Raw genomic sequence first — 26,516 nt, 5'->3', positions numbered from 1 at the left:
CTGGCTGCTCCTTGAGCAGGAAACGGGTCGTGTTTCGGGTTTCGGTATTGCACGGGTATTTCCAGTGTAATTACAGGAGCGGCCCGTCATGTCACCATCCCAACCCGTTTTGGACGTGAAATCCTGGGTTCTGCTGCTGACCCTGGCGGCGGTCTGGGGCGGGTCGTTTATCTTTGCGGAGATTGCCCTGCGCGAGGTGCCGCCGCTGACCATTGCGCTGCACCGGGTGTTTTGGGCGTTGCCGGTTCTGGCGCTGGTCGTGGTGGTGCGGCGAGTGCCGGTGCCGCGGGCGCCGCGCGTGTGGGGCGCGTATCTGGTAATGGGGGCGCTGAACAATGCCATTCCGTTTTCGTTGATTTTCTGGGGTCAGACGCGGATCGATGCGGGGCTGGCGGCCATTCTCAATGGGACGACAGCGCTGTTCGGAGCGGTGGTGGCGGGATTGCTGCTGGTCGATGAGCCGCTGACGGGGCGCAGGATTGCCGGGGCCGGTTTGGGACTGGCGGGTGTGGCGGTGATTATGGGGCCGCAGGCTTTGACCGGGTTTGATCCGGGCAATTTGGCACAGCTGGCGGTGCTGGGCGCGACGTTGTCCTACGCCTTTGCTGGTGTCTGGGGGAAGGTGGCGTTGCGCGGGCAGCCGCCGCTGATGAACGCGCTGGGGATGCTGGCGGGCAGTACGGTTTTGCTGATCCCTACGGTGTCGCTGGTCGACGGTGTGCCGGTGGTGTCGCTTTCAGCGGGTGTCTGGGGCGCGTTGCTGGGCCTGGCGGTATTGTCAACGGCGCTGGCTTACGTGCTGTATTTCGCGATTCTGGCGCGGGCGGGGGCGGCGAATCTGCTGCTGGTGACGCTGCTCATTCCGCCGTTTGCGATTGCGCTGGGCGCGGCGTTTCTGGGTGAGCGGCCCGGGCCGGGGGCCTTGGCGGGGTTTGCTGTCATCGCGCTGGGCTTTGCGGTGACGGATGGGCGGCTGTTGCGGCGGAAAACCCGGACCTGAGTTATTTTTTCGCGCCGATCTTTGGTTCGGTGCCGGCGCGGAGGCGGGCGATATTTTCGTGGTGACGCACGAAGACCAGCACGGCCAGAACGACGCCGAGCCAGATCGCGTGTGGGGCACCGAACACCCACATCCAGACCGGGCCGGAGGCGGCGGCGACAAGGGCCGAGAGCGACGAGAAGCGGAAGGCAAAGGCCGTGGCGAGCCAGGTCAGACAGGCCGCGAGACCCGCCGGGAAGGACAGCGCAAGCAGGACGCCGAGGAAAGTGGCGACACCCTTGCCGCCCTTGAAACCGAGCCAGACCGGGAAAAGGTGGCCAAGGAAGGCGAAAAGGCCCGCAACCACGGCGGCGGTTTCGCCGAGGAAATAGCGGGCGATCAGGACCGCGACGCCGCCCTTGGCGCCATCGAGCAGGACGGTTGCGAAAGCGGCGGCCTTGTTGCCGGTGCGCAAGACGTTGGTCGCACCGATATTGCCGGAGCCGATCTTGCGCAGGTCACCGAGGCCGAAGGCGCGGGTGATGACGATGCCGAAGGGAATGGAGCCCAGCAGATAGGCGGCTATGGCTGTAACGATCAGAAACAGGAGGGTCATGCGTCGGGTCCATACACCTGTTCGCCGCTGACGAAAGTGCGCAGGACGCGGCCCTGGAGGCGCTGTTCGTCGAAGGGCGTGTTTTTCGATTTGGAGCGCAGTTTGAAGCGGTCGACCACAATGGGCTGGTCCGGGTCAAATACGATCAGGTCGGCGGGTGCCCCCACGGTCAGGCGTCCGGTTGGCAGGCCGAGACGTTTTGACGGATTGAGCGACAGGGCGCGGAAGAGTGTCGGCAGGTCGAGCGCGTCCGCGTGGTAGAGGCGCAGGGCCGCGGGCAGCAGGGTTTCGAGGCCCACGGCCCCGCTGGCGGCCTCGTGGAAGGGCAGGCGCTTGGATTCCTCGTCCTGCGGGGTGTGCATGGACGAGATGATGTCAATCAGTCCCGAAGCCACGGCCTCGACCATGGCAAGCCGGTCATCCTCGCAGCGCAGGGGCGGCTTGAGCTTGAAGAAGGTGCGGTAGTCGCCAACGTCGTATTCGTTGAGGGTCAGGTGGTGGATGTTGACCCCGGCGGTCACGTCGAGACCGGCCGATTTGGCCCGCTGCAGGGCCGGAAGGGACGCGGCGGTGGAGAGGTTGTCGGCGTGGTAGCGGGCGCGGGTCATTTCCACCAGGGCAAGGTCGCGCTCGAGCCCGATGCGTTCGGCCATGGGGGCCACACCAGGCAGGCCGCGCAGGGAGGCGAACTTGCCGGAGGTCACCGAGCCACCGGAGGAGAGTATCGGTTCCTGCGGATGGGCGATGACGAGCGCGTTCAGCGAGCGCGCATAGGTCAGGCAGCGGGAGAGCACCTTGGTGTCGGAAATAACATGGTCGCAGTCGGTGAAGGCCACGGCGCCCGCGTCCTTCAGGAAGCCGATCTCGACCATTTCCCGTCCCGCGCGGTTTTTGGTCAGCGATGCCATGGGCAGCACATGTACCGGTGCGGCCTCATTGGCGCGGCGGGAGACGAATTCGAGGGTTTCGGGGCTGTCGATGGTGGGAATGGTGTCGGGGCGGGAGACCATGGTGGTCACGCCACCGGCGGCGGCGGCGAGGCCCGCCGTGCGGAAGCTTTCCTTGTGCCGTTCGCCCGGTTCGCAGATTTTCACGCCGATATCGACGATGCCTGGGGCCAGACATTTGCCGCCAACATCAACCACGCCCTCGGCAGGCAGAACCTCCATCGAGCCGTCATCCTGGCCCTGAAGAACCTCGACAATCATGCCGTCGGCGATCCGGATGGCCCCGAGATTGGTGGTGCCGTTTTCCGGGTCGATCAGTCGCGCGTTGGTCAGGAGTGTGTCGGTCATGCCTGGGCCATCTTACCTGTGTTCATTCAGGGCCTCGTTCATTTGCCTGCGCTTCTCTTCGGCATTGGCATTTGCCTGGAGGTAGAATTTCGGTCCGTCTTTTGGAATAACCGTGATCGTACTTCTCTTTCCACCAAACCGGGCAATGCCATTCACCGGAAGAGGAGGTTGTCCTTTTCGAAGAAACCGCTTGCCGGTTAGCAGCCACTGCTGCCTCGGAATGATGAAATAGGCGGTCGCGAAAACGATGATCGGTCCAACCAGGTAAGCGTTCATGCTGAACGAAAACCGGGTAATGATTAACAGGCCGATCATGCAGATTGCCCAGGAAACCGCGATTTCCCGGACTACCGTTGTCATGTCAAAGCCACCCTCCACCAGGACAGTCTCATTCGTTTCCAGCCTTGGTGGCCAGGTGTCGAATTTCGGATTGGTCGTGGCATCTTTCGTGCCCATACCGCTCATTTTAGCGCCTCATTCAGCCGGGCGCGGGTTTCGCGGGCGTTTTCAATGCCGATAAGGCGCTGATTGGCCCCACGTTTGGTGACAACGGTGATGTTGCTGCCCCAACCGGCGAAGCCGTGGATCATCTCTCTTGGAATGGGACGGCGGCCCTTAACGTGCAGGGCCTGGCTGGTGAGGAGCCATTCCTGTTTTGCGGCGGTGAAGTGAATGGCGATCACCGCGAAGATGCAGCCGATGATGTAGGGAAACGCCATGTTTCGGCCATCACCGAGGCCCATCACTGTTGGCAGGCCAAGCATGATGACACCCAGTCCGATCCACCATTTCGCAGCGTCCCTGGCCCAGGTCCGCCAGTCGAAGCGGCCCTCGACGGCAACGCATTCGCCGGAGGCGAGGTCTGGAGGCCAGTTCCCGGATCTGGCGGAGTATGCGCTGAGGCTCATCCCGGTGACATCCCGTGCGCCGGAATTTCATGGCCCTGGCCGCTCCCGGCTTTCAAGTTGCGGGCCAGAAGGTGCATCGCGGCCATGCGGACGGCCACGCCCATTTCCACCTGTTCCTGGATGACGGAGCGGTTGATGTCGTCGGCCAGGATGCCGTCGATTTCCACGCCGCGGTTCATCGGGCCGGGATGCATGACGATGGCGTCGGGTTTGGCGTAGGCGAGTTTTTCCGGGTCGAGGCCGAAGCGGTGGTAGTATTCGCGCTCGGAGGGGATGAAGGCGCCGTCCATGCGTTCCTTTTGCAGGCGCAGCATCATGACCACGTCCACGTCCTCAAGGCCTTCGCGCATGTCCTCGTAGACCTCGACGCCAAGCTGATCGACCTGGGAGGGCATGAGTGTCGGCGGGCCGATCAGGCGGATGCGGTTCTCCATCAGGCCGAGCAGCAGGATGTTCGACCGCGCTACACGGGAATGGGCGATATCGCCGCAGATCGCCACGTTCAGACGGTGAAGCCGACCTTTGGAGCGCCGGATGGTCAGGGCATCGAGCAGCGCTTGTGTGGGGTGCTCATGCCGCCCGTCGCCCGCATTCAGAACGGAGCAGTTCACCTTCTGCGCCAGCAGGTTACACGCCCCGGACGAGGGGTGGCGCACGACCAGAAGGTCCGGGTGCATCGCGTTGAGCGTCAGCGCGGTGTCGATCAGGGTCTCGCCCTTTTTCACCGAGCTTTGCGCCACGGCCATGTTCATCACATCGGCACCAAGGCGTTTTCCCGCAATCTCGAAGCTCGACTGCGTGCGGGTGGAATTCTCGAAGAAAAGGTTGATCTGGGTCAGACCCTGGAGCGCGTCGGCGTGTTTGTCCGGCCGGCGGTTCAGGTCCACATAGCGGTCAGCGAGGTCGAGGATCTCCTCCACTTCCGGACGTGTCAGCCCCTCAATCCCCAACAGATGACGTTGTGCGAACAAGGGCCCCTCCAGCAGCGGTTTGTGCCTCTATACCAGCCAGGCAACCAGGGGCAAGGGGCGGGGTGTGTCCGCCCCGGCCAGAGCGGCGGAGCGGACACGGATTTTGATTTTCAGGTCACAGTCTTGCCTGACCCTTACGGATCAAGGCGGACCGCACCTTGGCTGGCGTTGGCGACGAGCGAGGCATAGGCCCGCAGGGCGCGGCTGACCTTGCGTTTGCGCGGTTTGGCCGGTTTCCAGGCGGCATCGCCTTTCGCGTCCATTTCCGCACGGCGGGCGGCGAGGTCTTCGTCGCTCAGCGCCACGTTGATGGTGCGGTTGGGGATGTCGATCTCGATTGTGTCGCCTTCCACCAGCAGGCCGATATTTCCGCCCTCGGCCGCTTCCGGGGAGACATGACCGATTGAAAGGCCCGAGGTGCCGCCGGAGAAACGGCCATCGGTTATCAGCGCGCAGGCCTTACCCAGCCGCATGGATTTGAGATAGCTGGTCGGGTAGAGCATTTCCTGCATGCCCGGTCCGCCGCGTGGGCCTTCGTAGCGGATGATGACCACGTCGCCGGCTTCGATTTCCTTGCCGAGGATGCGGTTTACGGCCTCCTCCTGGCTTTCGCAGATTTTGGCGGGGCCGCTGAATTTCAGGATGCTCTCGTCCACACCGGCGGTTTTTACGACGCAGCCTTCCTGGGCGATGTTGCCAAAGAGAACGGCGAGACCGCCATCCTGGCTGAAGGCGTGTTCTTTTGAGCGGATAACGCCGTTTTCGCGGTCGGTGTCGAGGCTGCGGTAGCGGCTGGCCTGGCTGAAGGCCTCCGTGGTGCGAACGCCGCCGGGGGCGGCGCTGAACAGCTCATGTACGCGGTTTTCGCGGGTGCGGACGATATCCCACTGGTCAATCGCCTCGCCCATGGTGGGCGTGTGAACGGTGCTGGTTTCGCGGTTGATCAGGCCCGCGTTGTCTAGCTGGCCCAGGATGCCGAAGATGCCACCGGCGCGATGGACGTCCTCCATGTGAACGTCTCCCACCGCGGGCGCGACCTTGCAGAGGCAGGGCGTGGTGCGGCTCAGTTTGTCCATGTCATCGAGAGTGAAATCCACCTCACCTTCCTTGGCGATGGCGAGAAGGTGCAGGACCGTGTTGGTCGATCCGCCCATGGCGATGTCGAGTGACATTGCGTTCTGGAAGGCGGCGTGGGTTGCGATGCCGCGGGGCGTGACGGTGCGGTCGCCGCCCTCGTAGTGGCGTTTGGCGAGGTCCACGATGCGGCGGCCTGCCTCAAGGAACAGAGCCTTGCGGTCGGCATGGGTTGCGAGCGTCGAGCCGTTGCCGGGCAGGGCGAGCCCCAGAGCCTCGGCGAGGCAGTTCATGGAGTTCGCGGTGAACATGCCCGAGCAGGAGCCGCAGGTGGGGCAGGCGTTGATCTCGAACTCGTTGACCTGCTCGTCGGTCATGTCCGGATTGGCGGCCTGCACCATGGCGTCCACGAGGTCGACGGCAATCTCCTTGCCGTCCATGTCGACCTTGCCGGCCTCCATCGGACCGCCGGAGACGAAGATGGCGGGGACGTCGAGGCGCATGGCGGCCATGAGCATGCCCGGCGTGATCTTGTCGCAGTTGGAGATGCAGATCATGGCGTCGGCGCAGTGGGCGTTGACCATGTATTCCACGCTGTCGGCGATGATCTCGCGGGACGGCAGGGAATAGAGCATGCCGTCATGGCCCATGGCGATGCCGTCATCCACCGCGATGGTGTTGAACTCCTTAGCCACGCCGCCCGCGGCCTCAACCTCGCGCGCCACCATCTGGCCGAGATCCTTGAGGTGAACGTGGCCGGGGACGAACTGGGTGAAGGAGTTGACGATGGCGATGATCGGTTTGCCGAAGTCGCCATCCTTCATTCCCGTGGCCCGCCAGAGCGCACGTGCGCCCGCCATGTTCCGTCCGGAGGTCGATGTTTTTGAGCGATAGGGTATCATGTTGTCTTTCCAGCCCGCGGTGTGTCTTTGCCGGGGTTCTTATTCCGATTTTTTGGGAAAGACCATTGGGGGTGGTGAGACCAATATACTCGTTGGTGCGGAGAAGTCCGGGCGCGGAATCAAGGGGCGACCAGCCCCGCCGTGCCTGCGCCGGACCGTCCCCTGGGACGGCGCACTTTCAATGTTTGTGTTTCACCTCAGGGAAGAGGTGCACGACGCCATAAAACCGCGACGCTCACCCGTTAAGGGCGCCGCCCCCCGGTCCGACGCAGGCACGGCTCGTCGCGAACGGTCCAAATGTCCTGAAAGGCGGACCGATGCGTTTCGACTCACTTCCGCCCCACACCGCCCCTGGTTGCGCGGCGCATACCAATGGTGCAAAAGCGGGGGATGACCCTGCCCAGGCCCGAACTTCTGGTGGAATGCCGGCCGGCGCCCAATCCGCGCCGGGTGCGGATATTTTTGGCTGAAAAGGGTCTGGAGATCCCCACGGAGCAGGTCGATATCATGACCGGGGCGCATTTTGGCGATCATGCCGGGCGGGTCGGGACGTATCATGTGCCAGCGCTCAAGCTGTCGGATGGCAGCTGGCTGACCGAGAGCATGGCGATTTGCCGGTATGTTGAGGCTTTGGTGCCGGAGCCCTGTCTGATGGGCGCGGACGCGCTGAGTGCGGCGCGAATCGAGATGTGGCAGCGGCGGGTGGAATTTGAGCTGTTTTCGCCGATTGCCCAGGTTTTGCGGCACGGGAACCCGAAAATGGCTGTGCTGGAGGACCAGTGCCCGGAATGGGCCGAGGCCAATATACCACGGGTTCACAAGGGGCTTGCCATGCTGGAGCGGCGGCTGGGCGAGAGCCTTCACGTGGGTAATGAAGATTTTTCGGTCGCGGACATCACGGCTGTTGTCGCGCTGGATTTCCTGCGGACGATTCGAATTGAGATACAGGAACAGGCCACGGCCACGCGGGCCTGGTTTGAGAAGATGGGCGAGCGGCCGTCGGTGATGGCCTCGAGGGCGAAGCCTGCGGCTGCGACGGCGGAGGTGGCCGGGTGAACGGGCTTGATCCCGCGCGGGAGGCGGATATTGCGACGCTCCGCTGGCTGGTGGAGCTGGGCGTTGACGAGGCGATTGGTGAAGAGCCGGTCAACCGGTTTGAGGAGCCAAAGCTGCAGAGCCAGCCGCTCACCACGCCACCAAAGCCCAAAGAGGACGTGGTCATCGATACCGCGCCCATCGCTGCGGCCTGCGACACGCTCGATGCGTTGCGGAATGCGGTGGAGCAGTTCGAGGGGTGCGACCTGAAGAAGGGCGCGCGAAACCTCGTGTTTTCGGGGGGGAAGCCCTGGAGCAGGGTTATGGTCATCGGCGGCTCGCCCGACCGGGATGAGGACCGGGCCGGGGCGCCATTTGTGGGCCGTGCGGGTGAGATGCTCGACCGGATGTTCGCGGCCATTGGCTTGTCGCGGGAGGCGGAAAACCCGGAGCAGGCTTTGTATCTGACCTCTCTGCTTCCGTGGCGGCCGCCACAGGGACGCCAGCCGTCGGCGCGGGATATTGACATGATGCTGCCGTTTCTGGCGCGGCATGTGGAGTTGGCCGAACCGAAGGTTGTGGTTCTGATGGGCGATCTGGCGGCGGGCTCGGCCCTGAAAACGCAGACCCGAATTACCCGGTTGCGCGGGACCTGGGGGGAGTTTGGAGGACGCCCGGCGATACCGATGTTCCACCCCGAGGCGCTCCTGCGCGACGGAAGCCGCAAGCGGGCGGCGTGGTCTGATCTTTTGGAGATCCATCACAGGCTGGAGGCGATCGGTTGATTGGCATTGAGCCTGCGGTTTTTCTGACGTTCCTGCCGGCGGCACTGGCGCTCAATCTGACGCCCGGGGCGGACATGATGTTTTGCGTCAATCTGGGCCTGCGCGGCGGGGCGGCTCCGGCCTGGCTGGCATCGGCGGGGGTTGCCCTTGGGCTGATGGTGCATGTGACCATCGCGGGGCTGGGGCTTGGCGCGGTTGTCGCGAAATGGCCGGTGGTGTTCGACGTGGTGCGCTGGGTTGGTGTGGTGTACCTGCTTTGGCTGGCCCTGCGGATTTTGCGCGGTGGTGCGGAGGAGGACGCGCCGCGCAGGGGGCGTCTCTCCCAGGCCTTTACCGGTGGGTTGATCGTCAATCTGACGAACCCGAAAGTTATTCTGTTTGTACTGGCCTTTATTCCGCAGTTCGTGAACCCGAATGCCGGGACCACTTTACAGCAGTTTCTGGTGTTTGGGGCCGTGCTGGGACTCGGCGGGCTGATCGTTAACGGACTGGCGGGATCATTGGCCGGAGGGGTCGGGCAGCGTGTGGGTGGCTCCCGGCGGATGCAGCGCGGGTTGCAGGTTGTGACGGCCTCGATTTTCGGTCTGCTGGCCCTGCGGCTGGTGACGATGAAACAGGGATAGGATCGCATGGTGGAGCAACGTGAATTCATTCCGGTCCGGATTGCCGTGCTGACGGTTTCGGACACGCGTTCGCTGGCGGAGGACCGGTCCGGTGACGTGCTGGTCCAGAGGCTGACGGATGCGGGTCATCACCTGGCGGATCGCGATATTATCCAGGATGAGCAGGCCGCGATTGCGGAGAAGCTCAGAGTGTGGATCGCGGATGAGGACGTCGATGTGGTGATTTCCACCGGCGGCACGGGGCTGACGGGGCGGGACGTGACCGTGGAAGCGCATGAGAGCGTCTACGAGAAGCATATCCCCGCGTTTTCGACCATGTTCACCATGGTTTCGGCCGAGAAAATAGGGACATCAGCAATCCAGAGCCGCGCCTGCGCCGGGGTTGCGGGCGGTACGTATCTCTTTGCGCTGCCCGGCAGTCCTGGTGCGTGCAAGGATGCCTGGGACGGGATCCTGGAGAAGCAGCTCGATTACCGGCACATGCCCTGCAATTTTGTCGAGATCATGCCGCGTCTTGAGGAACACAAAAGGCGCAAGTGACCGATGCGTGAGACCGATCTCTATCCACCGCTCAAGCGGTATCTTGAGGCGCAGGGATATGAGGTGAAGGCCGAGATCGGGGACTGTGACCTGCTGGCCGTGCGCGGGGATGAACCGCCTCTCGTCGTCGAGATGAAACTGACGTTTTCGCTGGCCCTGGTGATGCAGGGCGTGGCGCGGCAGGCTTTGTTTGAGCATGTGTATCTGGCCGTGCCGGTGTCATCCGACCGGGGCTGGAAACTGCGTTACCGGGATATTATCCGCCTGTGTCGCCGGTTGGGTCTGGGTCTGCTGGCGGTGAAGACGGACGGGGAGGGCACGGTGGAGGCCCATCTCGATCCCGGTCCCTACCAGCCGCGACGCAATGCGAAGAAGGCCGGGCGGCTGCTGCGCGAGTTTGAGCGGCGGGTGGGCGACCCGAACGAGGGTGGCAGTACCGGGGTGAAACGGATCACGGCCTACCGGCAGGACGCGCTGCGCTGTGCTGCGTATCTGAGCCTGAACGGCGCTTGCAGGGCGGCACTTGTGGCGCGCGATGCGGGTGTGCCTCGGGCGGCGGTGTTGATGCGGGCGGATCACTACGGCTGGTTCGAGCGGGAGGCGCGGGGGATTTACGCGTTGACGCCGAAGGGGCGCGAGGGGCTGGAAAGCTTCGCTGACGTGCTGGCGGAGCTGGAACCGCCGAAACCGGCCGACGGAGATGTTTGACAGGCTCTTCGGCCTGTGTGACAGAGACATGGCGACAGGGGCGCGCGGCATCGGCCGGGCTGAGAAGGACCCTTTGAACCTGAACCGGATCATACCGGCGGAGGAAGTTGCATGGCGCGGGATCAGAGGACCGGATTGACGCCAGGCGCCCCTCCGTCACAGCGAGGGAGAGACATGAACACACCAGCGGAACACCTGAACCGGATGCGCGACCGCACACCGCTCGTCCAGAACATCACCAACTATGTTGCCATGAATGTCATGGCCAACATCATGCTGGCCGCCGGAGCCTCGCCCGCAATGGTTCATGCCAGCGAGGAGGGCCCGGAATTTGCCGCAATCGCGAGTGCGGTCAGTATCAATATCGGTACGATTGACGCGGACTGGGCCGAGGCGATGGCGGCGACGGCTGAGGGTGCGCAGAAGGCCGGCACACCCTGGGTGCTGGACCCGGTTGCGGTGGGCGCAACGGCGTTTCGGCAGGAGCAGGGTGCCCGGCTGCTGGGGTTTAAGCCAACCGTCATCCGGGGCAATGCGTCCGAGATTCTGGCGCTGGGCGGAACGGCTGCTGCGGGTCGTGGCGCTGACGCGGCAGATCCGGTTGCGGCCGCGGAGGCTGTCGCGCGGGACCTGGCCAAACGGACCGGTGCGGTCGTCGCCGTGACCGGTGAGGTGGATTACGTGACCGATGGCGAGCGCGCGGCGCGCGTCTCGAACGGTCACAGCCTGATGCCGCTCGTGACCGCGCTGGGCTGTTCACTGACCGGCTACGTTGCGGCCTTTATTGTGGATGAGGACCCGTTTGATGCGACCGTGGCGGCTCTGGCGTGTTTTGCGGTGGCCGGTGAGATTGCCGCGGATGGGGCAACCGGGCCAGGAAGCTTCCAGGTGCGGTTCATTGACGCTCTGCACAGCCTGACCGCGGACGTGGTCGCGGAGCGTGCCAGGGTGTCGGCCGCGTGATCCCGCCGCTGTGTTTTGTCACCGACGCGGACGCGCCTCTGTCCATCGTGGAGCAGGCCGAGGCGGCGGCGCGCGGGGGCGCGGGCTGGATCCAGCTGCGCCACAAAACCCTGCCGGACGCGGATTTCGCCGGGCTGGCGCGGGAGGTCATGGCCGCTATCGGAGGGTTTGGTGCGTCGCTGATCATCAATGATCGGGTCGACGTGGCCAGGTCGGTGAATGCCGCCGGTCTGCATGTGGGGCAGTCGGACGGGGATGTCGGCAAAATCCGCGAGGCGATTGGGCCCGACATGGTGCTGGGCCTGTCGATTGAGGCGGAGGATCAGCTTGCCGCCATTCCGCCCGGCGCGGTGACCTATCTTGGCGTTGGCCCGGTGCGTGCGACCGCGTCGAAGCCGGATCACGCGCAACCCATCGGGTTCGATGGCCTCGCCAGGATCGCGGCCGCCGCGAAGGAGCCATGCATGGCAATCGGCGGTCTGGATGCCGATGACATGGTGGAGGTGCGGCGCGCCGGTTGCGTCTCCGTCGCTGTGGTCTCCGCAATTTCGCGGGCTGAGGACCCGCAGGCCGCCACGCGGCGCATCGTTACGGAATGGAGCAGGACATGATCCCGAACGTGCTTTCCATTGCTGGTTCCGATCCTTCGGGCGGGGCCGGTATTCAGGCGGATATCAAGTCGATTTCGGCCAATGGTGGCTACGCCATGGCGGTGCTCACCGGCCTGACGGCGCAGAACACTGATGGCGTGAAGGGCGTGAGCCTCGTTGATCCGGCCTTTGTGACCGCACAGATCAGGGCCATTCGCGACGACATCCGGATCGATGCCATTAAGATCGGAATGCTCGGCGATGCCACGGTGATCGAGGCGGTCGCGGGGGCTTTGGAAGGTGTGGACGCGCCCATAGTTCTTGATCCCGTGATGGTTGCGCGGAGCGGTGACCGGCTGCTGGCCGACAGGGCGGTGTCGGCATTGCGGGACCTGCTCGTGCCTCGCGCGACGGTGATCACGCCTAACCTGCCGGAGGCCGCCGATCTGCTTGGGGTTCCTGAGGCCGCGGATGTGGACGGCATGCGGCACCAGGCGCGGGCTCTGCTGGAGCTTGGCTGCGGTGCGGTTCTGATCAAGGGTGGTCATCTGGGGCAGGGGGATGCCACGGATCTTCTGCTCTCCGGTGGTGACGAGACGGTGCTTTCCGCACCGCGCAGCGGGACGCGCAACACCCATGGCACCGGCTGCACGCTGTCCTCCGCTCTGGCGACACGGATCGCGCTGGGCGCGGAGCTCGCGCAGGCGGTGCGCGAGGCGAAATCCTACATCTCAGCGGCCATCGCGGCGGCGGACACGCTGTCGGTTGGTGGTGGGCATGGCCCGGTGCATCATTTCCACAGCCTGTGGGGTGGGGGCGCATAAACCCTTTGGGTTGTGAAACCTTTCGCCTGAGGGTTAGAGTGCCCTGAAAACATATCCGGGGGATGGAATGAGAATTCTATCGCGTATTGCGGCCTGCACTTTTACCGCCCTGTTTGCGGTCTCCGTGCAGGCGGAGGAGTTCGTCTACGAAACGCGCGGCGCGAACCTGTTCAGTTTCGATGTGCCGGATGGCTGGGAGGTTCTGGAAGGCGTCGAGGTGCCCGAAGCCCAGGCCGCCGACGGTACGCCGCTCAGCCCGAAGGTCGTGTCCATCCGTCCGCCGGATGAGGAGGGTGTAATGTGGACCGGGTTCTGGTCGCCGGTCAGGCTGTCGAGTATTTCCGGGGCCAAATCCTGGATGGAACGGGTGATCCCCTATCTCCTGGCCGAGCCGGAAAACCTCTACTACGACCGGCGTACCGTTGGTGGTAAACCCACGCGGTTTTACAGCGGTCAGGGTGTGCGCGACGGTCGCGATTTCGACTATGCCTTCGCCATCATCCAGATCTCACCGGATCACGTGGCCGTGGCCGCTTTCATCGGCGAGCCGGATGCCTATGACCGGCATGAGCAGGAACTGATCGGGGTACTCCGGTCCATTGCCGCGACGGAGGCGATGTGATGTGGAAGCCATATCTTGCGTGTGGGCTGGCCGGAACCATGCTGTTGGCGTCCTGCGATTCGACCTATTACGGGGCGAGTGTCGGGTACAATGTCGATCCGTATTACGGTTTTGACTACGGGTTCCGCTATGGCATCTATGACCACCATTACGACGTGGATATAGATATCGACCGGCCGGACCGTCCTGAGAGACCCGACCGCCCGGACAGGCCCAACCGTCCCGACAGACCCAAGCCTCCGTCGGGGCATCCTGATCGCCCCCCCGGAGGCTTCCACCCACCGGCTGGTGGACGCCCGGGCGGCGGTGGCGGGAGACGCGGTGGCGGCGGCCGGAGAATGCGGTAAGCCTGACCGGGATCAGGTGTGCGGCTGTTTCCGCCGCGTTCGAAGCCAGGCGATCATGCAGCCCATGACGGCAAGGGAGCCAAGCCCGGCGCCCACGTCTATTTCAGGCACATTGGCGGAAGCCGAGGCTTCCGTCACGGAAATCGCGTTGATGTCGAACCCATCGCCAGACCGGTTGGAAGACGTGTCCACAAACAGAAGATGCGTGAACGGCCCGCCCGCGACGTGGAAATCCGATCTGTCTTCGGCGTTGTCGACCGTACTCCAGGACGCGCCATAGTTCGCGGTATCGAAGAGGTCATCGGGCAGACCGCTGCTGAAGTCGCCGGCATGAATGGTGGCTGATTCAGGATACCGGCTGCGGTCACCCCAGGTCACCTCAAATACCGACGCTTCGCCCTGAAACGGCGTGCCAAATGTAAACCACGCGCGCCCGCCAAGCCCGAGGCTGAAGAACGCCTCATGCCGCCACGGAGGCGTGGCCGAGGGCGAACCAAACGCCGACGCAATATTGTCCCGCCCCGCCCAACGCCAGGTGTCATCCGCACCGCCGTCCGACGCCCAGGTGACGGCCGAGGCAATGCCAGTGGTCGCAAACACGATTCCGGTGGCAAGGCTGAGGGACAGGATTGATTTGGGCACGAGAAATTCCTTTCAGTCTGAGGCGGGAATTTTTGCGAAAACGGTAAACATACGGTTTCGGACTCCGGTTTGGGGTTGTGGCTTCGAGGGTTTTTGCCGGATTTCCGGATTTTGGCTGCGTTTCTGTCATCCCCGCGCCACGCCGCCGAAAATACCTCCGTCCCTTCCACACAGGTATTTGCAACCGTGGTAACCTGCCGGTAATGCTCATGCGTCAGGGAAGAGAGGTGATTGTCGTGGCGGTTGTTTTGGTAATTCTCGATGGCTGGGGGCTTGATCCGAACACGGAGGCGAATGCCGTGGCTCTGGGCAATACCCCGAATTTTGACCGGATCTGGGCCAAAGGCCCGCGAAGCCAACTGGCCGCGCATGGTCAGGATGTCGGCCTGCCGGACGGGCAGATGGGCAATTCCGAGGTCGGTCATACGAATATTGGCGCGGGACGTGTGGTGTGGATGGACCTGCCGCGCATCGACCGGGCGATTGAGGACGGCAGTTTTGCGACCAATGACGAGCTGCAGGGTTTTATCGACAGTCTGAAGAAATCCGGCGGTACCGCGCATCTGGCGGGGCTCGCTTCTCCGGGTGGGGTTCATTCGCATCAGAGGCATCTGGTCGCGATGGCGAAGGCCGTAACGGATGCCGGGGTCCCGGTTGTCATGCACCTGTTCCTTGACGGACGTGACGTGGCGCCCAAATCAGCGCAGGCCCAGGTGGCTGAGCTGGAGGCGAACCTGCCGGACGCGGCCCGGGTCGGCACGGTTTCGGGGAGGTTTTACGCCATGGACCGTGACAACCGCTGGGAGAGGGTCGGTCAGGCGGTCGATGCGATCCTCAATGCAAAGGGCGAAAAGGCCGCGACGGCGGGGGATGCGATTGCGACGGCCTACGCCCGTGAGGAGACGGATGAATTTGCCACGCCAACGGTAATTGGCGATTATGCCGGTGCGAACGATGGCGACGGTCTGTTCTTCGCCAACTTCCGGGCGGATCGGGCACGACAAATTCTCGAGGCCCTGGTGAATCCGGACTTTGACGGTTACGAGGTGGGGCCGCGCCCCGACTGGGCCGGCAAGCTCGGCATGGTGGAGTATTCCGACAGCCTCAACCGTTTCATGCCGGCGGTTTTTCCATCCCAGGATATCCCCAACACCCTTGGCGCATGGGTGTCGCAGAAGGGCTTCAAGCAGTTCCGCATCGCGGAGACCGAGAAGTACCCGCATGTGACATTCTTCCTCAATGGTGGTGTCGAAACCCCGGCGGAGGGCGAGGAGCGTTACATGGCGCCGAGCCCGAAGGTCCGGACCTATGACATGCAGCCGGAGATGTCGGCGGCGGAAGTGGCCGAGAACCTCGCGGCGGCTATCCGGTCCAGTGAATATGGTCTGATCGTGTGCAACTTCGCGAACCCCGATATGGTCGGGCATACCGGCGATCTCAATGCGGCGATCAAGGCGGTCGAGGCCGTTGATGCGGGGCTGGGCCAGGCGCTCGACGCGGTAGAGGAAACCGGGAGCGCCATGCTCGTCACCGCCGATCATGGCAACTGCGAGATCATGGTTGACCCGGAAAGCGGCGGGCCGCATACGGCGCATACACTCAACCCCGTGCCCCTGGTCCTCGTGGGTGGTCCGGATGGGGCTAAATTGCGGGACGGGGGACGGCTTGCCGACCTCGCGCCCAGTCTCCTTTACCTGATGGATATTGAAAAACCGGAAGAGATGACCGGAGAGAACCTGATCGTTAGCTGATGACCCGTTCCGCCAGAATTTTGGCCCCCGGCGCGTTTGCCGTGACCCTGGGCGTGGGGCTTGCCGTTGCCTCCACCGATCTCGACACCGATCCTGGTGCGTCCGCAGCCCTGACGGAGGCGGCTGCCGATAACGCGGCGCCCGAACGCGGGCTGGCTCCCCGGATTGACGGTATCCGGTTTCAGGAGCGTGAAGTGGCGCGGCTGCGTACCGAGGCGGTCACGGCGGCCAACCGGGCGCGGGATCTGTCCTGGGAGCTGGTTCGGGACGGTGATGAAATTTCCGATTTTCTGACGGCGGCCCAGACCCTGGGCGCGTCGAAGGCGGATCATTCGGTGATGCATCCGGACGGTCCGCTGGCGGCGGTACGGGCGGCGGCGATGGTTCGGGCCCTGCGTGCGGAAGCGGAGAGCCGCGCGGATCGTCTGACGGCCCGCATGGCGGCGATCCACGCGGCGGAGCGCAAGCGGGATGAATTGCTGGAACGGCTGGCCGAGGGGCTGGAGAGGCTCGATCATGACAGGCGTGAACTGGCTGGTGAGATGCGGTTCGTGAGTGGTGCCGCACCCGCCCCGGACCGGGTTCTGTCGGAGGCGCTGGCGACGGCCGGAACCATTGATGAACTGATCTCGGAAATTGCCCGGCGCGGCAACGCAAGCTGGTCCGAAACGGCCACCAACCAAAATTTGATCTGGCCCGCACCGGCCAGTGTTGTTCAGGATTTTGGCACCTCCGTGATGGGCGGGGCGCATCGCCATGGGATTGAGTTGAGCGCCTGGCCGATGTCCCCGGTGGTCTCGCCGGCAAAGGGCGGGGTTCGCTATGCCGGGCCATTTCTCGATTACGGAAATATCGTGATCATTGAGGATGATAGCGGTTTGATGGCCGTGCTGGCCGGCCTCAGCCGTGTGACGGTTGAAAACGGGACGGAGATTGCGCAGGGCGATGTGATCGGTATACTCGGCGGACGATCGCCCGAAGTTCAGGATTATGTGAGATATAGGGATCAGGAAACCGTTTCGGGACTTCGCGAGACACTGTACATGGAAATCAGGCATGGACAGAGACCCGTTGATCCGGTTCCATTGCTCTCTGGCGAAAACGGATAGGAAGACGCCCAATGAAAAATGTATGGCTGGCAGGAATCGCGGGAGCGGCCGCAGGGCTTGTGTTCAGCACCCAGTTCGCGGGACCGCTGGTGGCCCAGGAAGCCTCCGGAGAGCGTGATGTCTACGAGCAGCTCGACCTGTTTGGTGACATTTTCGAACGCATCCGGTCCACCTATGTTGAGGAGGTGGATGAAAAGGAACTGATCCAGAGTGCCATCAACGGCATGCTGTCCTCCCTTGATCCCCATTCCAGCTATCTGCCGCCCGATGATTTCGACGACATGCGCGTACAGACCCGCGGCGAGTTTGGCGGTCTCGGCATCGAGGTCACCCAGGAAGACGGTTTCGTCAAGGTGGTCTCGCCCATGGACGACACGCCTGCGGATCGCGCCGGCATTCAGCCAGGTGATCTGATTTCCCATGTGGATGGCGACAGCATTCTGGGCCTCAATCTCAATGAGGCCGTGGACCTTATGCGTGGTCTGGTGGGCTCAGACATCACCATTACCCTGATCCGGGAAGGTGAGGCCGAGCCGTTTGACGTGACCCTGACCAGGGAAACCATCACAATTTCCGCCGTTCGGTCCCGGCTTGAGGACGGTGTCGTCGTTCTTCGTGTCACGACCTTCAACGAGCAGACCTATCCCAATCTTGAGGAACAGCTGAAGGAAAAGGTCGAGGAAGCCGGCGGCATGGATGCCGTGACGGGTTTTGTCATCGACCTGCGCAACAACCCTGGTGGCCTGCTTAATCAGGCGATTTCGGTTGTGGATGCCTTCATCGACTCCGGTGAGATCGTCTCAACCCGTGGCCGCGATCCCCGCGACAGCGAGCGTTACAACGCGAAGCAGGGTGACCTGGCCGAGGGCAAGCCCATTGTGGTCGTGATCAACGGCGGTTCGGCCAGTGCGTCGGAGATTGTGGCCGGTGCCCTGAAGGACCACCGTCGCGCGGTCATCGTGGGAACCCAGAGCTTTGGCAAGGGCTCGGTCCAGACCATCATGCCGGTCCAGGGCGATGGCGCGATGCGCCTGACCACCGCGCGCTACTACACTCCGTCGGGCCGTTCGATCCAGGCGCTAGGCGTTGCCCCCGACATCATCGTCGAGCAGCAGCCGCCCGCCGAGGAAGAGGAGGATGGCGAGGAGCAGACCGGTTTCCGCACCGAGGCCGATCTGCGCGGATCGCTGGAAAACGACAGCCTGACCGAGGATGAGCAGAAAATTCTCGAGGAGGACCGTGCCCGCAAGGAGGAAACGGCCCGCCTGCGCAATGAGGATTACCAGCTGTCCTATGCCATCGACATCCTTCGTGGCCTGTCCGTTCTGGGATCCGACGGATGACGCCTGAGGAGATTGCGAAACTGCCCTACCGGCCCTGTGTCGGCGTGGTTTTGATGAACCGCGAGGGGCTGGTTTTTGCCGGGCAGCGCATCGACAACCCCGGTAACGCCTGGCAGATGCCCCAGGGGGGCATCGACCCGGACGAGAAGCCGCGCAAGGCGGCTTTTCGCGAGCTGAAAGAGGAAACCGGCGTTCCCCGGAAAGCCGTCGAGCTGGTCACGAAAACAAAGGGCTGGCTGAAATACGACCTGCCCCATGAGCTTGTGCCGAACCTCTGGAAGGGAAAATACCGGGGCCAGAAACAGCGCTGGTTCCTGATGCGCTTTACCGGTGACGACAGCAAGGTGAACATCGCCACCGAAATCCCGGAATTTAGCACATGGGCCTGGAAATCCCCGGACGAGCTCATCGACCTGATCGTGCCGTTCAAGCGTGAGATCTACGCGGCCGTGTTCAGGGATTTTTCGGAGCATTTGGCGAAGGCCTGACCGACTGCGACGCCGCGGTGCGGTCAGTTTTGCTTCACGTCCCCTGCCAGCAGACTGTCGATAAGGACACTGAGAAGCTCGCCGCGATTGCGAGTGTCGGATTTACGGTAAATTGCGTTTAAATGGGCTTTTACCGTTCCTTCCGCACATCCCCGTACCCATGCGATTTCCGGGATGCCAAGGCCCTTGACGAGGAAGGTCGCGACCTCGGTTTCGGACGGCGAGAGTTTCCAGTCTGCGAAATGGGCGTCAATCACCTCGTGCACCGCGGTGCGCGCGACCTCCAGGCTTTTTTCGAGCTGTGCCTTGCGGCGAACAAGGCTGATCAGATACCGGGCCTCGAAAATAATGGCCGCAACCAGGCTGATGGTCGCGACGCTCTCAAAGCTGATGTGAAACGGAAACCCGGCCCCAGGCGGCTGTTCCCGATAGTCCACGAATACATCCGTGATAAAGAAAACGACGCAGAAAAACTGCACCGTCATGACGGTGAGGAGGCCCGCCGGAAGCCTTGTATCTTGTTTCAGGGACATGTTCATTTCCCGGTTTTACTAGCGGTCCGGGATCTCCTTGTAACCCCCAATCATGGCCCGGGGCAGATTGACGCCCGTTCTCCTGCTCTCATGGATCACTGCGGCAATGTGAAGCAGGACCGAAACTTCCGTCCAGCTCACCGCCGTCTCATGCACCGTTTCGGGCCATTCCACGCCCCAGAACATGTCCGTGGTCATAAGGTGTCCCGAAAGCCCAACGATCAGCAGGGCCGCCAGAAGGTTGTAGATCATCAGTGCGCCAAGAGGCGTGTGGCCGACATGGATCCGGTTGCGGTGGGTCGCGATGTCAATGATCTGCTCACGGGAACCGTTCACGCTCGGTGGAAAGCTTGAGAACCGGGCATATCCACGGCCAATAAAGCCCCAAAGGATGCGAACCGCGACGAGCGCAACGACTACGTAACCAATCCATTGATGGAGTTTTCCGTCATCATCAATGACAAGTGCGTTGGCTCCGAACGCCAGCACCAGGGACCAGTGAAACGTCCGGACCAGTGGGTCCCAGACCCTAACCTTTGTCATGTCGGTTTTCCTGAAAGTGGGTGTGATACCGGGGCGGACCACGGTCCGCCCCGGTAGGGTCTTCGGTCAGTCGTCCATCTCGGTGCGGACGACGGCAAAATCGCCATCAAGGAACACCTCGTATTTGTGCCCATCCTTGCGGGCGTACGCCTCGTAAAGCCCATCCTCGATCTTGATTTTGCCGACCTCATAGCCCTGGTCCGTCAGCATTTCCCGAATTCGGCCCGTGTTTTCGTCATTAAGCTCCACCGGTCCGGCGGCCAGTGCGATGGCTGATACGGAAGCCAGAAGGGTGGCAGCGACAAACATGTTTTTGGTCATTTTGATAATCCTGAGATTAGGTTTCAGAAAGGCGTGGTTCTGACGCCGTACGAAGCCTCATTTCAGGATTTTTTACCGTTCGGGAATTGACCCAGGGTTGCAGTTCCACGTCTTCCGACCCCGAGCCAGGGGGGCTCCAACTCCGGTTTAGGCCAATTAACCGCTCAGGCCTTTTGGATGGCTCAACACATTCACCAGCCGACCCGCCGGGTCGCGGAGGTAGAAGCGGCGTACGCCCCAGGGCTCGTCGGTTGGTTGGTATTCCACGGTCACACCCATGCCTTTGGCCCGTTGGTACACCGCGTCCACGTCATCGACCTCAATGGACAGGTCCGGCACCGGACTGCCGGAGCCGCCTTCGCTTGCGAAGCTGATCTGGGCCGGTGCGGCCTCACTGGAGGCTAGGGTTGCGATCCAGCCGTGGTCCATGACGGTGTCGAGGTCGAAGAGGCGGGCATAAAATCCCCGGACCTCATCCACACTGTCCGTAGCGATATTGGCGACGATCCGTCTGACCGTCACCATTCTCAGCGGTCCTGAAGTTCGGGCAGGTCGGCCGCCGGGATGAAGGGGAAGAACACGCCGCCCGACCAGATCCCGAACTGCGCGTCGCCATCGACCACATGTTCGGTGGCAATTTCAACCAGGCGGTAAAAACTCTTGCGGTCGATCAGGGCTTCGAGGCCGGCGCGTACCATAACGTAGGGCGCGGGCTCACCGGTTTCCGCGTCCATCGTGACGCGTAGGGGATGGTCCGGCCCGGCGGTGACCTCATCGTCCACATGGGTGATGAGGGTCACGGACTGGTCTGATCCAGGGTTGTCCACATGGAAGTCGATGGCCACGAAGGGTGCGTCCTCCACCGTGATGCCGCATTTTTCCACCGGTGTGACGAGGAAATAGTCGTCGCCCTCCCGTTTGAGGATCGACGAAAACAGTTTGACCAGCGGTTTCCGACCGATGGGGGAGCCAAGGTAAAACCATGTTCCATCCCGCGCGATCCGCATGTCCAGATCACCACTGAAGGGCGGATTCCACAAATGCACGGGCGGAGGGCCTTTTTTTGAGGCAGTCCGCGCCGCGGCGGCCAGCCGGTCGGCACCCGGGGGTGAACTGTCTTTAATGTGATCGTCTTTGCCCATTGTCCCAGGCGTCCTGCCGGTTATGCTCAGTGTGACAGTATTGTTTTGTGCGCCGTTGGGCAACGTCGGCATGGCGGAAGGAAATCCGGATATGAGTGGCACTGATGACTTGATGGGTGAGATCGACGAGACCGGCAAACGCCTGGTCGCCGCCCGCGAGATGATCGCAAGGCGAATAGTCGGTCAGGCGGATGTGGTGGAACAGACGCTCACAGCCATCCTCTGCGGCGGTCACGCACTGCTCGTCGGTGCGCCAGGCCTTGCAAAAACCCGTCTGGTCGAGACGCTCGGAACGGTTCTGGGTTTGGGTGCGAACCGCATTCAGTTCACGCCGGACCTGATGCCCGCCGATATTCTGGGAGCCGAGGTTCTGGAAACCGGCGCCGATGGCACGCGGGAGTTTCGTTTTATTGACGGCCCGATTTTCTGCCAGCTTCTGATGGCCGATGAGATCAACCGCGCATCGCCACGCACCCAGTCCGCACTTCTTCAGGCCATGCAGGAGAAAGAGGTCTCGGTAGCGGGCCAGCGCCGCGGTCTGCCCGAGCCGTTTCACGTTCTGGCGACGCAAAACCCGATCGAGCAGGAGGGTACCTATCCGTTGCCCGAGGCGCAGCTGGACAGGTTTCTTCTTCAGGTTGATCTGAGCTATCCCAGCCGCGACAACGAACGCGAAATCGTTCTGTCTACGACCGGCGTGAGTGATACGGAGATCGAGTCGGTTTTTGACGCCCAAAGCCTGATGGCCGCACAGCAGCTGATCCGCCGTCTTCCCGTCGGCGAGGCGGTTGTGGAGCGCATCCTCGACCTCGTCCGCGCCGCGAGACCGGACACGGAGGAGGCCCATCCGCTGGTCAACTCCTCCGTCAGCTGGGGGCCGGGGCCGCGCGCCGCACAGGCCCTGATGCTGGCCGTTCGTGCGCGGGCGCTGATCCAGGGGCGGCTGGTGCCGGATACGGGCGACGTGGCCGCTCTGGCCCATCCGGTCCTGGTGCATCGCATGGCGCTCGGTTTTGCGGCCCGCGCCGAGGGTCGCACGCTGGGTGGCCTGATCGAAACGCTGGTCGGGGATGTCCTGAAAACGGAGGCTGCGGCGTGATGATGGCCGCGCCCTGCCAGTCGGGAAGCGCTTCGGTGCATGCGCATGGCTGACGCCGCGCCTCTTCGCGGCCCGGACAAGCCCCAGGGTCCGGTCGGTCTGCGCCGGGATGCCGAGAAAATCGGCGGGGCGCTCCCGCCTTTGCTGGCGGAGGCGGAGATCCTCGCGGCATCGGTAGCCATGGGGGAACATGGTCGCAGACGCGCGGGTCCAGGCGAAAACTTCTGGCAGTACCGGCAGGCCGTGCCAGGTGATCCGCGCTCCGGCGTTGACTGGCGCCGCTCCGGCCGTTCCGATTACCAGTTTATCCGCGAAATGGAGTGGGAGACCTCCCAGACCGTCAGCCTCTGGGTAGATCATGCCCGTTCCATGGATTTCCGCTCGGACAACAGCCCACGCACGAAATGGCAGCGGGCGGCTCTGCTGGCACTGGCACTCGTTGTGCTGCTGACCAAAGCCGGTGAGCGCACGTCCCTGATGGGGACCGAAGCAACCCAGCCCCGGTCCGGTACAAAACAGCTCAACCGCGTTGCAATGGCTCTTGGCGAGGACCCGAGTGGGGACCGGCCTGAATATGGCACGCCGCCCTCCGACCGCATGGTGCGGGGCAGCCGCGCGGTGTTTTTCTCCGATTTTCTTGGCGATCCGGAGCCCATGGTGCCCGTGCTGGCCCATGCCGCCGACCGGGGCGTGAAGGGCTGCTTCGTGCAGGTGCTCGACGATATTGAGGAAACCTTCCCCTTCGACGGGCGTCTGATTTTCGAGAGCATGGGCGGCGGAACCGAATTTGAGACTCTGCGTGCCCGCTCTCTGCAACAGGATTACCGCGAGAAACTGGCAGAACGGCGGGCGCGCCTCGATGAACTGGCGCGACAACTGGGCTGGCTCGTGCTGCATCACCGCACCGGTCAAAGCCCGCGGGCCGCACTCCTTTGGCTCTATATGGCGACGGGGGCGCGGCAGTTGTGACGATTGGGCCCATCGCCTTTCTGGTTCCCTGGATTTTGGCGGCGCTGGTCGTTTTGCCGGTCCTGTGGTGGCTCCTGCGGGCCATTCCCCCGTCGCCGCTGCGCCGGGTGTTTCCAGGCGTGCGTCTGCTGCTTGGTCTCCAGCAGAAGGAGGTCATGCCGGCCCGCACGCCATGGTGGCTGCTCGCCCTGCGGATCGGGGCGCTGGCCGCGGCGATTCTTGCGTTTGCCCAGCCGGTGCTGAATCCACGGGAGGAGACCGGGTCCGGGCCGCTTCTGGTGCTGCTCGACGGTGGCTGGGGCGACGCGCCCGACTGGTCGGCACGCATGTCGCATGTGGCCGGTGCGCTAAACCTTGCGCGTCAGGATTCGCGTCCGGCAGCACTCCTGCAGCTTTCCGACACCCCGCCCGCTGAGCCGGTTCTGGAAATGCGCAGCGCCGCGGACTGGGCGGACCGGCTGCAGGGCCTGACGCCCGCACCATGGGGACCCGACCGGGAAAGCTGGGCCGCGTGGTTCGAGGAGCTCGATGCCGGTTTCGAAACCCTGTGGCTGACGGACGGCGTTTCCGACGATGGGGAGGCGCGTCTTGCCGACGCGCTGCTGTCCCACGGGCCCGTTACGGTTGTGCCGCCCGCCGGTGGGGTTCGGGCCCTGACACCGCCGAGGCTGGAGGAAGGCGTCTTGCGCGTGTCGGCCCTCCAGGCGGAAGCCCTGCCTGGTCCGGTGTCGGTGGCTGCGATTGGCCCGGATCCAAACGGCATTGAACGGGTCCTGGGCCGGGGTGAATCCGAATTTGCGAGCGGGTCCAACCGCGTGGACATTTCGATCCCGATGCCCGTGGAGCTGCGCAACCGTGTCAGCCGCATTCAGCTTGAGACCGGACTTTCCGCCGCGGGCGTCGTGCTGGCCGATGATGCCGTACGTCGCCGCAAGGTGGGGCTCCTGTCCGGTCAGGCAAGCAATGAGGCGCAGGACCTGACCGACCCGCTGAACTATCTGCGCAAGGCTCTGGAGCCGTTTGCGGAGGTGGTTGAGGCCCCGCTGAACGACATGCTCAACACCGCGCCGGATGTGCTGATCCTGGCTGATGTGGGCAGTGTCAGCGCCCAGGAGGAGCAGGACCTGCTCGACTGGCTTGGCGAGGGCGGTGTTCTGATCCGCTTCGCCGGTCCGCGGCTGGCCCGGTCGGGAGAGGGCCAGCTTGAACGCGATCCGCTGCTGCCCGTACGTCTGCGCGCCGGTGGCCGCTCCGTGGGGGGTGCGATGTCATGGGGTGCGCCGCGCAAGCTGCGCCCCTTCCCGGAGGACGGTGTTTTCGCGGGCCTGCCCATTCCAGGTGACGTGGATATTTCCGCCCAGGTCATGGCCCAGCCCGACCCGGACCTGTCACAGCGGGTGCTGGCCGCACTTGAGGACGGAACGCCGCTCGTCACCGGGCGCGAGGAAGGAGATGGGCTCGTGGTTCTGTTTCACGTCACCGCAAGTGCCGACTGGTCAAACCTTCCGCTGTCGGGGCTTTTCGTTCAGATGCTCGAGCGCCTGACCCAAAGCGCGGGCAGCCGCAGCATTGACGAGGGCGCGGTCGAGGGGCTCACATGGACCCCCGCCCAGGTTCTGGACGGCTTTGGCCGCCTGCAACAGCCGACCCTTGTTGCTGGTGTGCCCGGTGAGGACCTGATCGGGCGAAACCTGTCTGCTGAGGTGCCTCCCGGCATTTACGCCAGCGGCGACCAGCGCGTTGTTTTGAATGTGATGGGTCCGGACGCCGAACTGGCACCGCTTGCCGGTCTTCCCGATGGCGTGACCTTTGCCGCGATGGAGCAGGAGGGGGAAACCCGTCTGGCGCCGTGGTTCCTCGCGGCGGCCGTGCTGATGCTTGCGATTGATGTTTTGGCGACGCTGATGGTTTCGGGTCGTTTCCGAAACGTCCTGCGCACCGGTCGCCGTGCGGCGGCGGGTATTGCCGTTCTGGCGCTGTTGGCCGTGTCCGTGCCTGCCGAGGCGCAGGAGGTCCTGAAGGATCCCGCACCCACCGATCCGGAGGTGCTGTACGCGGCCAATGAGACCGTCCTGGCCTATGTTCTGACCGGAAATGACCGCATCGACCGCATCAGCGAGGCCGGTTTGCGTGGGCTGTCGCGCGCGCTTTTCACGCGCACCGCCATTGAGCCGGCCGATCCCGTTGGTGTGGATCTTGAGACAAGTGAACTCTCCGTTCTGCCCATGCTCTACTGGCCGGTGACCGAGTATCAGCCGGACCTGTCCGACGAAGCCTATGTCAAACTCAACGACTACCTGCGCTATGGCGGGCTGATCCTCTTTGACACGATGGACAGCGACCTAGCCCGCAACTTCAATGGAGAGACACCAAATGGCCGCGCGCTTCAGCGCATCGCGCTGAAACTCGACATTCCGCCGCTGGCGCCCATCCCGGAGGATCACGTCCTGACCCGGACATTCTATCTGATCCAGGATTTCCCTGGCCGCTGGTACAACACACCGGTCTGGGCCGAGGCCGCGCATGACGTGTCCGAGGTCGAGGGGCTGCCCTTCCGGAATCTGAACGACGGCGTAACGCCGGTGGTCATCGGCGGCAACGACTGGGCGTCGGCCTGGGCCGAGGCGGAGGACGGGCGGCCGCTCTTTCCCATCGGGCGTGGCACCAGCGGCGCGCGCCAGCGTGAGATGGCGATGCGCTTTGGCGTGAACCTGGTCATGCATGTGATGACCGGCAACTACAAATCCGACCAGGTGCATGTTCCCGCCCTGCTCGACCGGCTGGGGCAGTAATC

At 63.4% G+C, this 26,516-nt stretch carries 30 protein-coding genes and 1 riboswitch; of the genes, 18 read left to right on the top strand and 12 right to left on the bottom strand.

What is annotated here, in order from left to right; all coding sequences use genetic code 11:
* Positions 1 to 88: 88 nt before the first annotated feature.
* Entirely contained in the window at positions 89 to 1,000 is a 912-nt protein-coding gene (locus tag ACP15P_RS10990; protein ID WP_424928505.1) for a DMT family transporter, read from the top strand.
* Between the two features lies 1 nt (position 1,001).
* Here the strand turns inward: ACP15P_RS10990 and plsY are convergent, their stop codons facing one another.
* The 6 genes from plsY to ilvD all read right to left on the bottom strand — a co-directional run bounded on the left by plsY (position 1,002) and on the right by ilvD (position 6,745).
* Positions 1,002 to 1,595 (bottom strand): glycerol-3-phosphate 1-O-acyltransferase PlsY, encoded by a 594-nt coding sequence (gene plsY / locus ACP15P_RS10985; RefSeq protein WP_424928504.1) that lies wholly within the window; start codon positions 1,593 to 1,595, stop codon positions 1,002 to 1,004.
* Entirely contained in the window at positions 1,592 to 2,890 is a 1,299-nt protein-coding gene (gene pyrC, locus ACP15P_RS10980; RefSeq protein WP_424928503.1) for a dihydroorotase, read from the bottom strand. The genes plsY and pyrC overlap by 4 nt, the downstream gene beginning before the upstream one ends.
* A 12-nt stretch (positions 2,891 to 2,902) precedes the next feature.
* Positions 2,903 to 3,355, bottom strand: coding sequence for a hypothetical protein (locus tag ACP15P_RS10975; RefSeq protein ID WP_424928502.1), 453 nt, complete (start codon positions 3,353 to 3,355; stop codon positions 2,903 to 2,905).
* Entirely contained in the window at positions 3,352 to 3,798 is a 447-nt protein-coding gene (locus ACP15P_RS10970) for a hypothetical protein (protein WP_424928501.1), read from the bottom strand. Before ACP15P_RS10970 ends, ACP15P_RS10975 begins: the two co-directional genes overlap by 4 nt.
* Positions 3,795 to 4,769, bottom strand: a complete 975-nt coding sequence (locus ACP15P_RS10965) for an aspartate carbamoyltransferase catalytic subunit (protein ID WP_424928500.1) — start codon at positions 4,767 to 4,769, stop codon at positions 3,795 to 3,797. The genes ACP15P_RS10970 and ACP15P_RS10965 overlap by 4 nt, the downstream gene beginning before the upstream one ends.
* Positions 4,770 to 4,903: 134 nt before the next feature.
* Positions 4,904 to 6,745, bottom strand: a complete 1,842-nt coding sequence (ilvD, locus tag ACP15P_RS10960) for a dihydroxy-acid dehydratase (protein WP_424928499.1) — start codon at positions 6,743 to 6,745, stop codon at positions 4,904 to 4,906.
* 390 nt (positions 6,746 to 7,135) lie between these two features.
* On the opposite strand from ilvD, the gene ACP15P_RS10955 reads away from it, so the two are divergent.
* The 10 genes from ACP15P_RS10955 to ACP15P_RS10910 all read left to right on the top strand — a co-directional run bounded on the left by ACP15P_RS10955 (position 7,136) and on the right by ACP15P_RS10910 (position 13,782).
* Positions 7,136 to 7,801, top strand: coding sequence for a glutathione S-transferase family protein (locus ACP15P_RS10955; RefSeq protein ID WP_424928498.1), 666 nt, complete (start codon positions 7,136 to 7,138; stop codon positions 7,799 to 7,801).
* Positions 7,798 to 8,565: a uracil-DNA glycosylase gene (locus ACP15P_RS10950; RefSeq protein WP_424928497.1), complete on the top strand. Its 768-nt coding sequence runs from the start codon at positions 7,798 to 7,800 to the stop codon at positions 8,563 to 8,565. The genes ACP15P_RS10955 and ACP15P_RS10950 overlap by 4 nt, the downstream gene beginning before the upstream one ends.
* The gene (locus ACP15P_RS10945; RefSeq protein WP_424928659.1) at positions 8,565 to 9,188 is read left to right on the top strand and encodes a LysE family translocator; all 624 of its coding nucleotides are present in this window, start codon (positions 8,565 to 8,567) and stop codon (positions 9,186 to 9,188) included. Before ACP15P_RS10950 ends, ACP15P_RS10945 begins: the two co-directional genes overlap by 1 nt.
* A gap of 6 nt (positions 9,189 to 9,194) precedes the next feature.
* The gene (gene moaB / locus ACP15P_RS10940; RefSeq protein ID WP_424928496.1) at positions 9,195 to 9,728 is read left to right on the top strand and encodes a molybdenum cofactor biosynthesis protein B; all 534 of its coding nucleotides are present in this window, start codon (positions 9,195 to 9,197) and stop codon (positions 9,726 to 9,728) included.
* A gap of 3 nt (positions 9,729 to 9,731) precedes the next feature.
* The gene (locus ACP15P_RS10935; protein WP_424928495.1) at positions 9,732 to 10,436 is read left to right on the top strand and encodes a DUF2161 domain-containing phosphodiesterase; all 705 of its coding nucleotides are present in this window, start codon (positions 9,732 to 9,734) and stop codon (positions 10,434 to 10,436) included.
* Between the two features lie 26 nt (positions 10,437 to 10,462).
* A riboswitch (TPP riboswitch) is annotated at positions 10,463 to 10,559 on the top strand.
* A gap of 51 nt (positions 10,560 to 10,610) precedes the next feature.
* Positions 10,611 to 11,399: a hydroxyethylthiazole kinase gene (gene thiM, locus ACP15P_RS10930; protein ID WP_424928494.1), complete on the top strand. Its 789-nt coding sequence runs from the start codon at positions 10,611 to 10,613 to the stop codon at positions 11,397 to 11,399.
* Positions 11,396 to 12,010, top strand: coding sequence for a thiamine phosphate synthase (thiE, locus tag ACP15P_RS10925; protein ID WP_424928493.1), 615 nt, complete (start codon positions 11,396 to 11,398; stop codon positions 12,008 to 12,010). The genes thiM and thiE overlap by 4 nt, the downstream gene beginning before the upstream one ends.
* The gene (gene thiD, locus ACP15P_RS10920; RefSeq protein ID WP_424928492.1) at positions 12,007 to 12,813 is read left to right on the top strand and encodes a bifunctional hydroxymethylpyrimidine kinase/phosphomethylpyrimidine kinase; all 807 of its coding nucleotides are present in this window, start codon (positions 12,007 to 12,009) and stop codon (positions 12,811 to 12,813) included. The genes thiE and thiD overlap by 4 nt, the downstream gene beginning before the upstream one ends.
* Before the next feature lie 67 nt (positions 12,814 to 12,880).
* Positions 12,881 to 13,435 carry a hypothetical protein gene (locus ACP15P_RS10915; RefSeq protein WP_424928491.1) on the top strand — a complete coding sequence of 185 codons (555 nt, stop codon included), beginning with the start codon at positions 12,881 to 12,883 and terminating at the stop codon, positions 13,433 to 13,435.
* Complete coding sequence (locus tag ACP15P_RS10910) at positions 13,435 to 13,782, top strand: hypothetical protein (protein WP_424928490.1); 348 nt, start codon at positions 13,435 to 13,437, stop codon at positions 13,780 to 13,782. Before ACP15P_RS10915 ends, ACP15P_RS10910 begins: the two co-directional genes overlap by 1 nt.
* 12 nt (positions 13,783 to 13,794) lie before the next feature.
* Here the strand turns inward: ACP15P_RS10910 and ACP15P_RS10905 are convergent, their stop codons facing one another.
* On the bottom strand, positions 13,795 to 14,424 hold the full coding sequence (locus tag ACP15P_RS10905; RefSeq protein WP_424928489.1) for a hypothetical protein: 630 nt from the start codon (positions 14,422 to 14,424) through the stop codon (positions 13,795 to 13,797).
* 209 nt (positions 14,425 to 14,633) lie between these two features.
* On the opposite strand from ACP15P_RS10905, the gene gpmI reads away from it, so the two are divergent.
* The 4 genes from gpmI to ACP15P_RS10885 are packed head-to-tail and all read left to right on the top strand — an operon-like array spanning position 14,634 to position 19,115.
* Positions 14,634 to 16,175, top strand: coding sequence for a 2,3-bisphosphoglycerate-independent phosphoglycerate mutase (gene gpmI, locus ACP15P_RS10900; protein ID WP_424928488.1), 1,542 nt, complete (start codon positions 14,634 to 14,636; stop codon positions 16,173 to 16,175).
* Positions 16,175 to 17,284: a murein hydrolase activator EnvC family protein gene (locus ACP15P_RS10895; protein ID WP_424928487.1), complete on the top strand. Its 1,110-nt coding sequence runs from the start codon at positions 16,175 to 16,177 to the stop codon at positions 17,282 to 17,284. Before gpmI ends, ACP15P_RS10895 begins: the two co-directional genes overlap by 1 nt.
* An 11-nt stretch (positions 17,285 to 17,295) precedes the next feature.
* On the top strand, positions 17,296 to 18,627 hold the full coding sequence (locus ACP15P_RS10890) for a S41 family peptidase (RefSeq protein ID WP_424928486.1): 1,332 nt from the start codon (positions 17,296 to 17,298) through the stop codon (positions 18,625 to 18,627).
* Positions 18,624 to 19,115, top strand: coding sequence for an RNA pyrophosphohydrolase (locus tag ACP15P_RS10885; RefSeq protein WP_424928485.1), 492 nt, complete (start codon positions 18,624 to 18,626; stop codon positions 19,113 to 19,115). The genes ACP15P_RS10890 and ACP15P_RS10885 overlap by 4 nt, the downstream gene beginning before the upstream one ends.
* Positions 19,116 to 19,138: 23 nt before the next feature.
* Here ACP15P_RS10885 and ACP15P_RS10880 read toward each other — a convergent pair whose 3' ends face one another.
* The 5 genes from ACP15P_RS10880 to ACP15P_RS10860 form a co-directional block, all read right to left on the bottom strand.
* Positions 19,139 to 19,648, bottom strand: a complete 510-nt coding sequence (locus ACP15P_RS10880; protein WP_424928484.1) for a helix-turn-helix transcriptional regulator — start codon at positions 19,646 to 19,648, stop codon at positions 19,139 to 19,141.
* An 18-nt stretch (positions 19,649 to 19,666) separates the two neighbouring features.
* Positions 19,667 to 20,191 carry a cytochrome b/b6 domain-containing protein gene (locus ACP15P_RS10875; RefSeq protein WP_424928483.1) on the bottom strand — a complete coding sequence of 175 codons (525 nt, stop codon included), beginning with the start codon at positions 20,189 to 20,191 and terminating at the stop codon, positions 19,667 to 19,669.
* Positions 20,192 to 20,257: 66 nt separating this feature from the next.
* Positions 20,258 to 20,512, bottom strand: a complete 255-nt coding sequence (locus ACP15P_RS10870; RefSeq protein WP_424928482.1) for a PepSY domain-containing protein — start codon at positions 20,510 to 20,512, stop codon at positions 20,258 to 20,260.
* Between the two features lie 156 nt (positions 20,513 to 20,668).
* Positions 20,669 to 21,037 carry a VOC family protein gene (locus ACP15P_RS10865; protein WP_424928481.1) on the bottom strand — a complete coding sequence of 123 codons (369 nt, stop codon included), beginning with the start codon at positions 21,035 to 21,037 and terminating at the stop codon, positions 20,669 to 20,671.
* Positions 21,038 to 21,039: 2 nt separating this feature from the next.
* On the bottom strand, positions 21,040 to 21,654 hold the full coding sequence (locus ACP15P_RS10860) for a DUF1285 domain-containing protein (protein WP_424928480.1): 615 nt from the start codon (positions 21,652 to 21,654) through the stop codon (positions 21,040 to 21,042).
* Positions 21,655 to 21,745: 91 nt separating this feature from the next.
* Here ACP15P_RS10860 and ACP15P_RS10855 point away from each other — a divergent pair, with 91 nt between their 5' ends.
* From ACP15P_RS10855 to ACP15P_RS10845, 3 genes are read left to right on the top strand one after another with little or no spacing between them, the layout of a single operon-like run.
* Positions 21,746 to 22,753, top strand: coding sequence for an AAA family ATPase (locus ACP15P_RS10855; RefSeq protein WP_424928479.1), 1,008 nt, complete (start codon positions 21,746 to 21,748; stop codon positions 22,751 to 22,753).
* 39 nt (positions 22,754 to 22,792) lie between these two features.
* Positions 22,793 to 23,722, top strand: a complete 930-nt coding sequence (locus ACP15P_RS10850; protein WP_424928478.1) for a DUF58 domain-containing protein — start codon at positions 22,793 to 22,795, stop codon at positions 23,720 to 23,722.
* Positions 23,719 to 26,514: a DUF4159 domain-containing protein gene (locus ACP15P_RS10845; protein ID WP_424928477.1), complete on the top strand. Its 2,796-nt coding sequence runs from the start codon at positions 23,719 to 23,721 to the stop codon at positions 26,512 to 26,514. Before ACP15P_RS10850 ends, ACP15P_RS10845 begins: the two co-directional genes overlap by 4 nt.
* The last annotated feature ends 2 nt before the right edge of the window (positions 26,515 to 26,516 follow it).

Source organism: Amaricoccus tamworthensis (genome assembly GCF_049800875.1).
Classification (GTDB): domain Bacteria; phylum Pseudomonadota; class Alphaproteobacteria; order Rhodobacterales; family Rhodobacteraceae; genus Amaricoccus; species Amaricoccus tamworthensis.
This window is presented reverse-complemented; position numbering and strand designations above follow the sequence as displayed.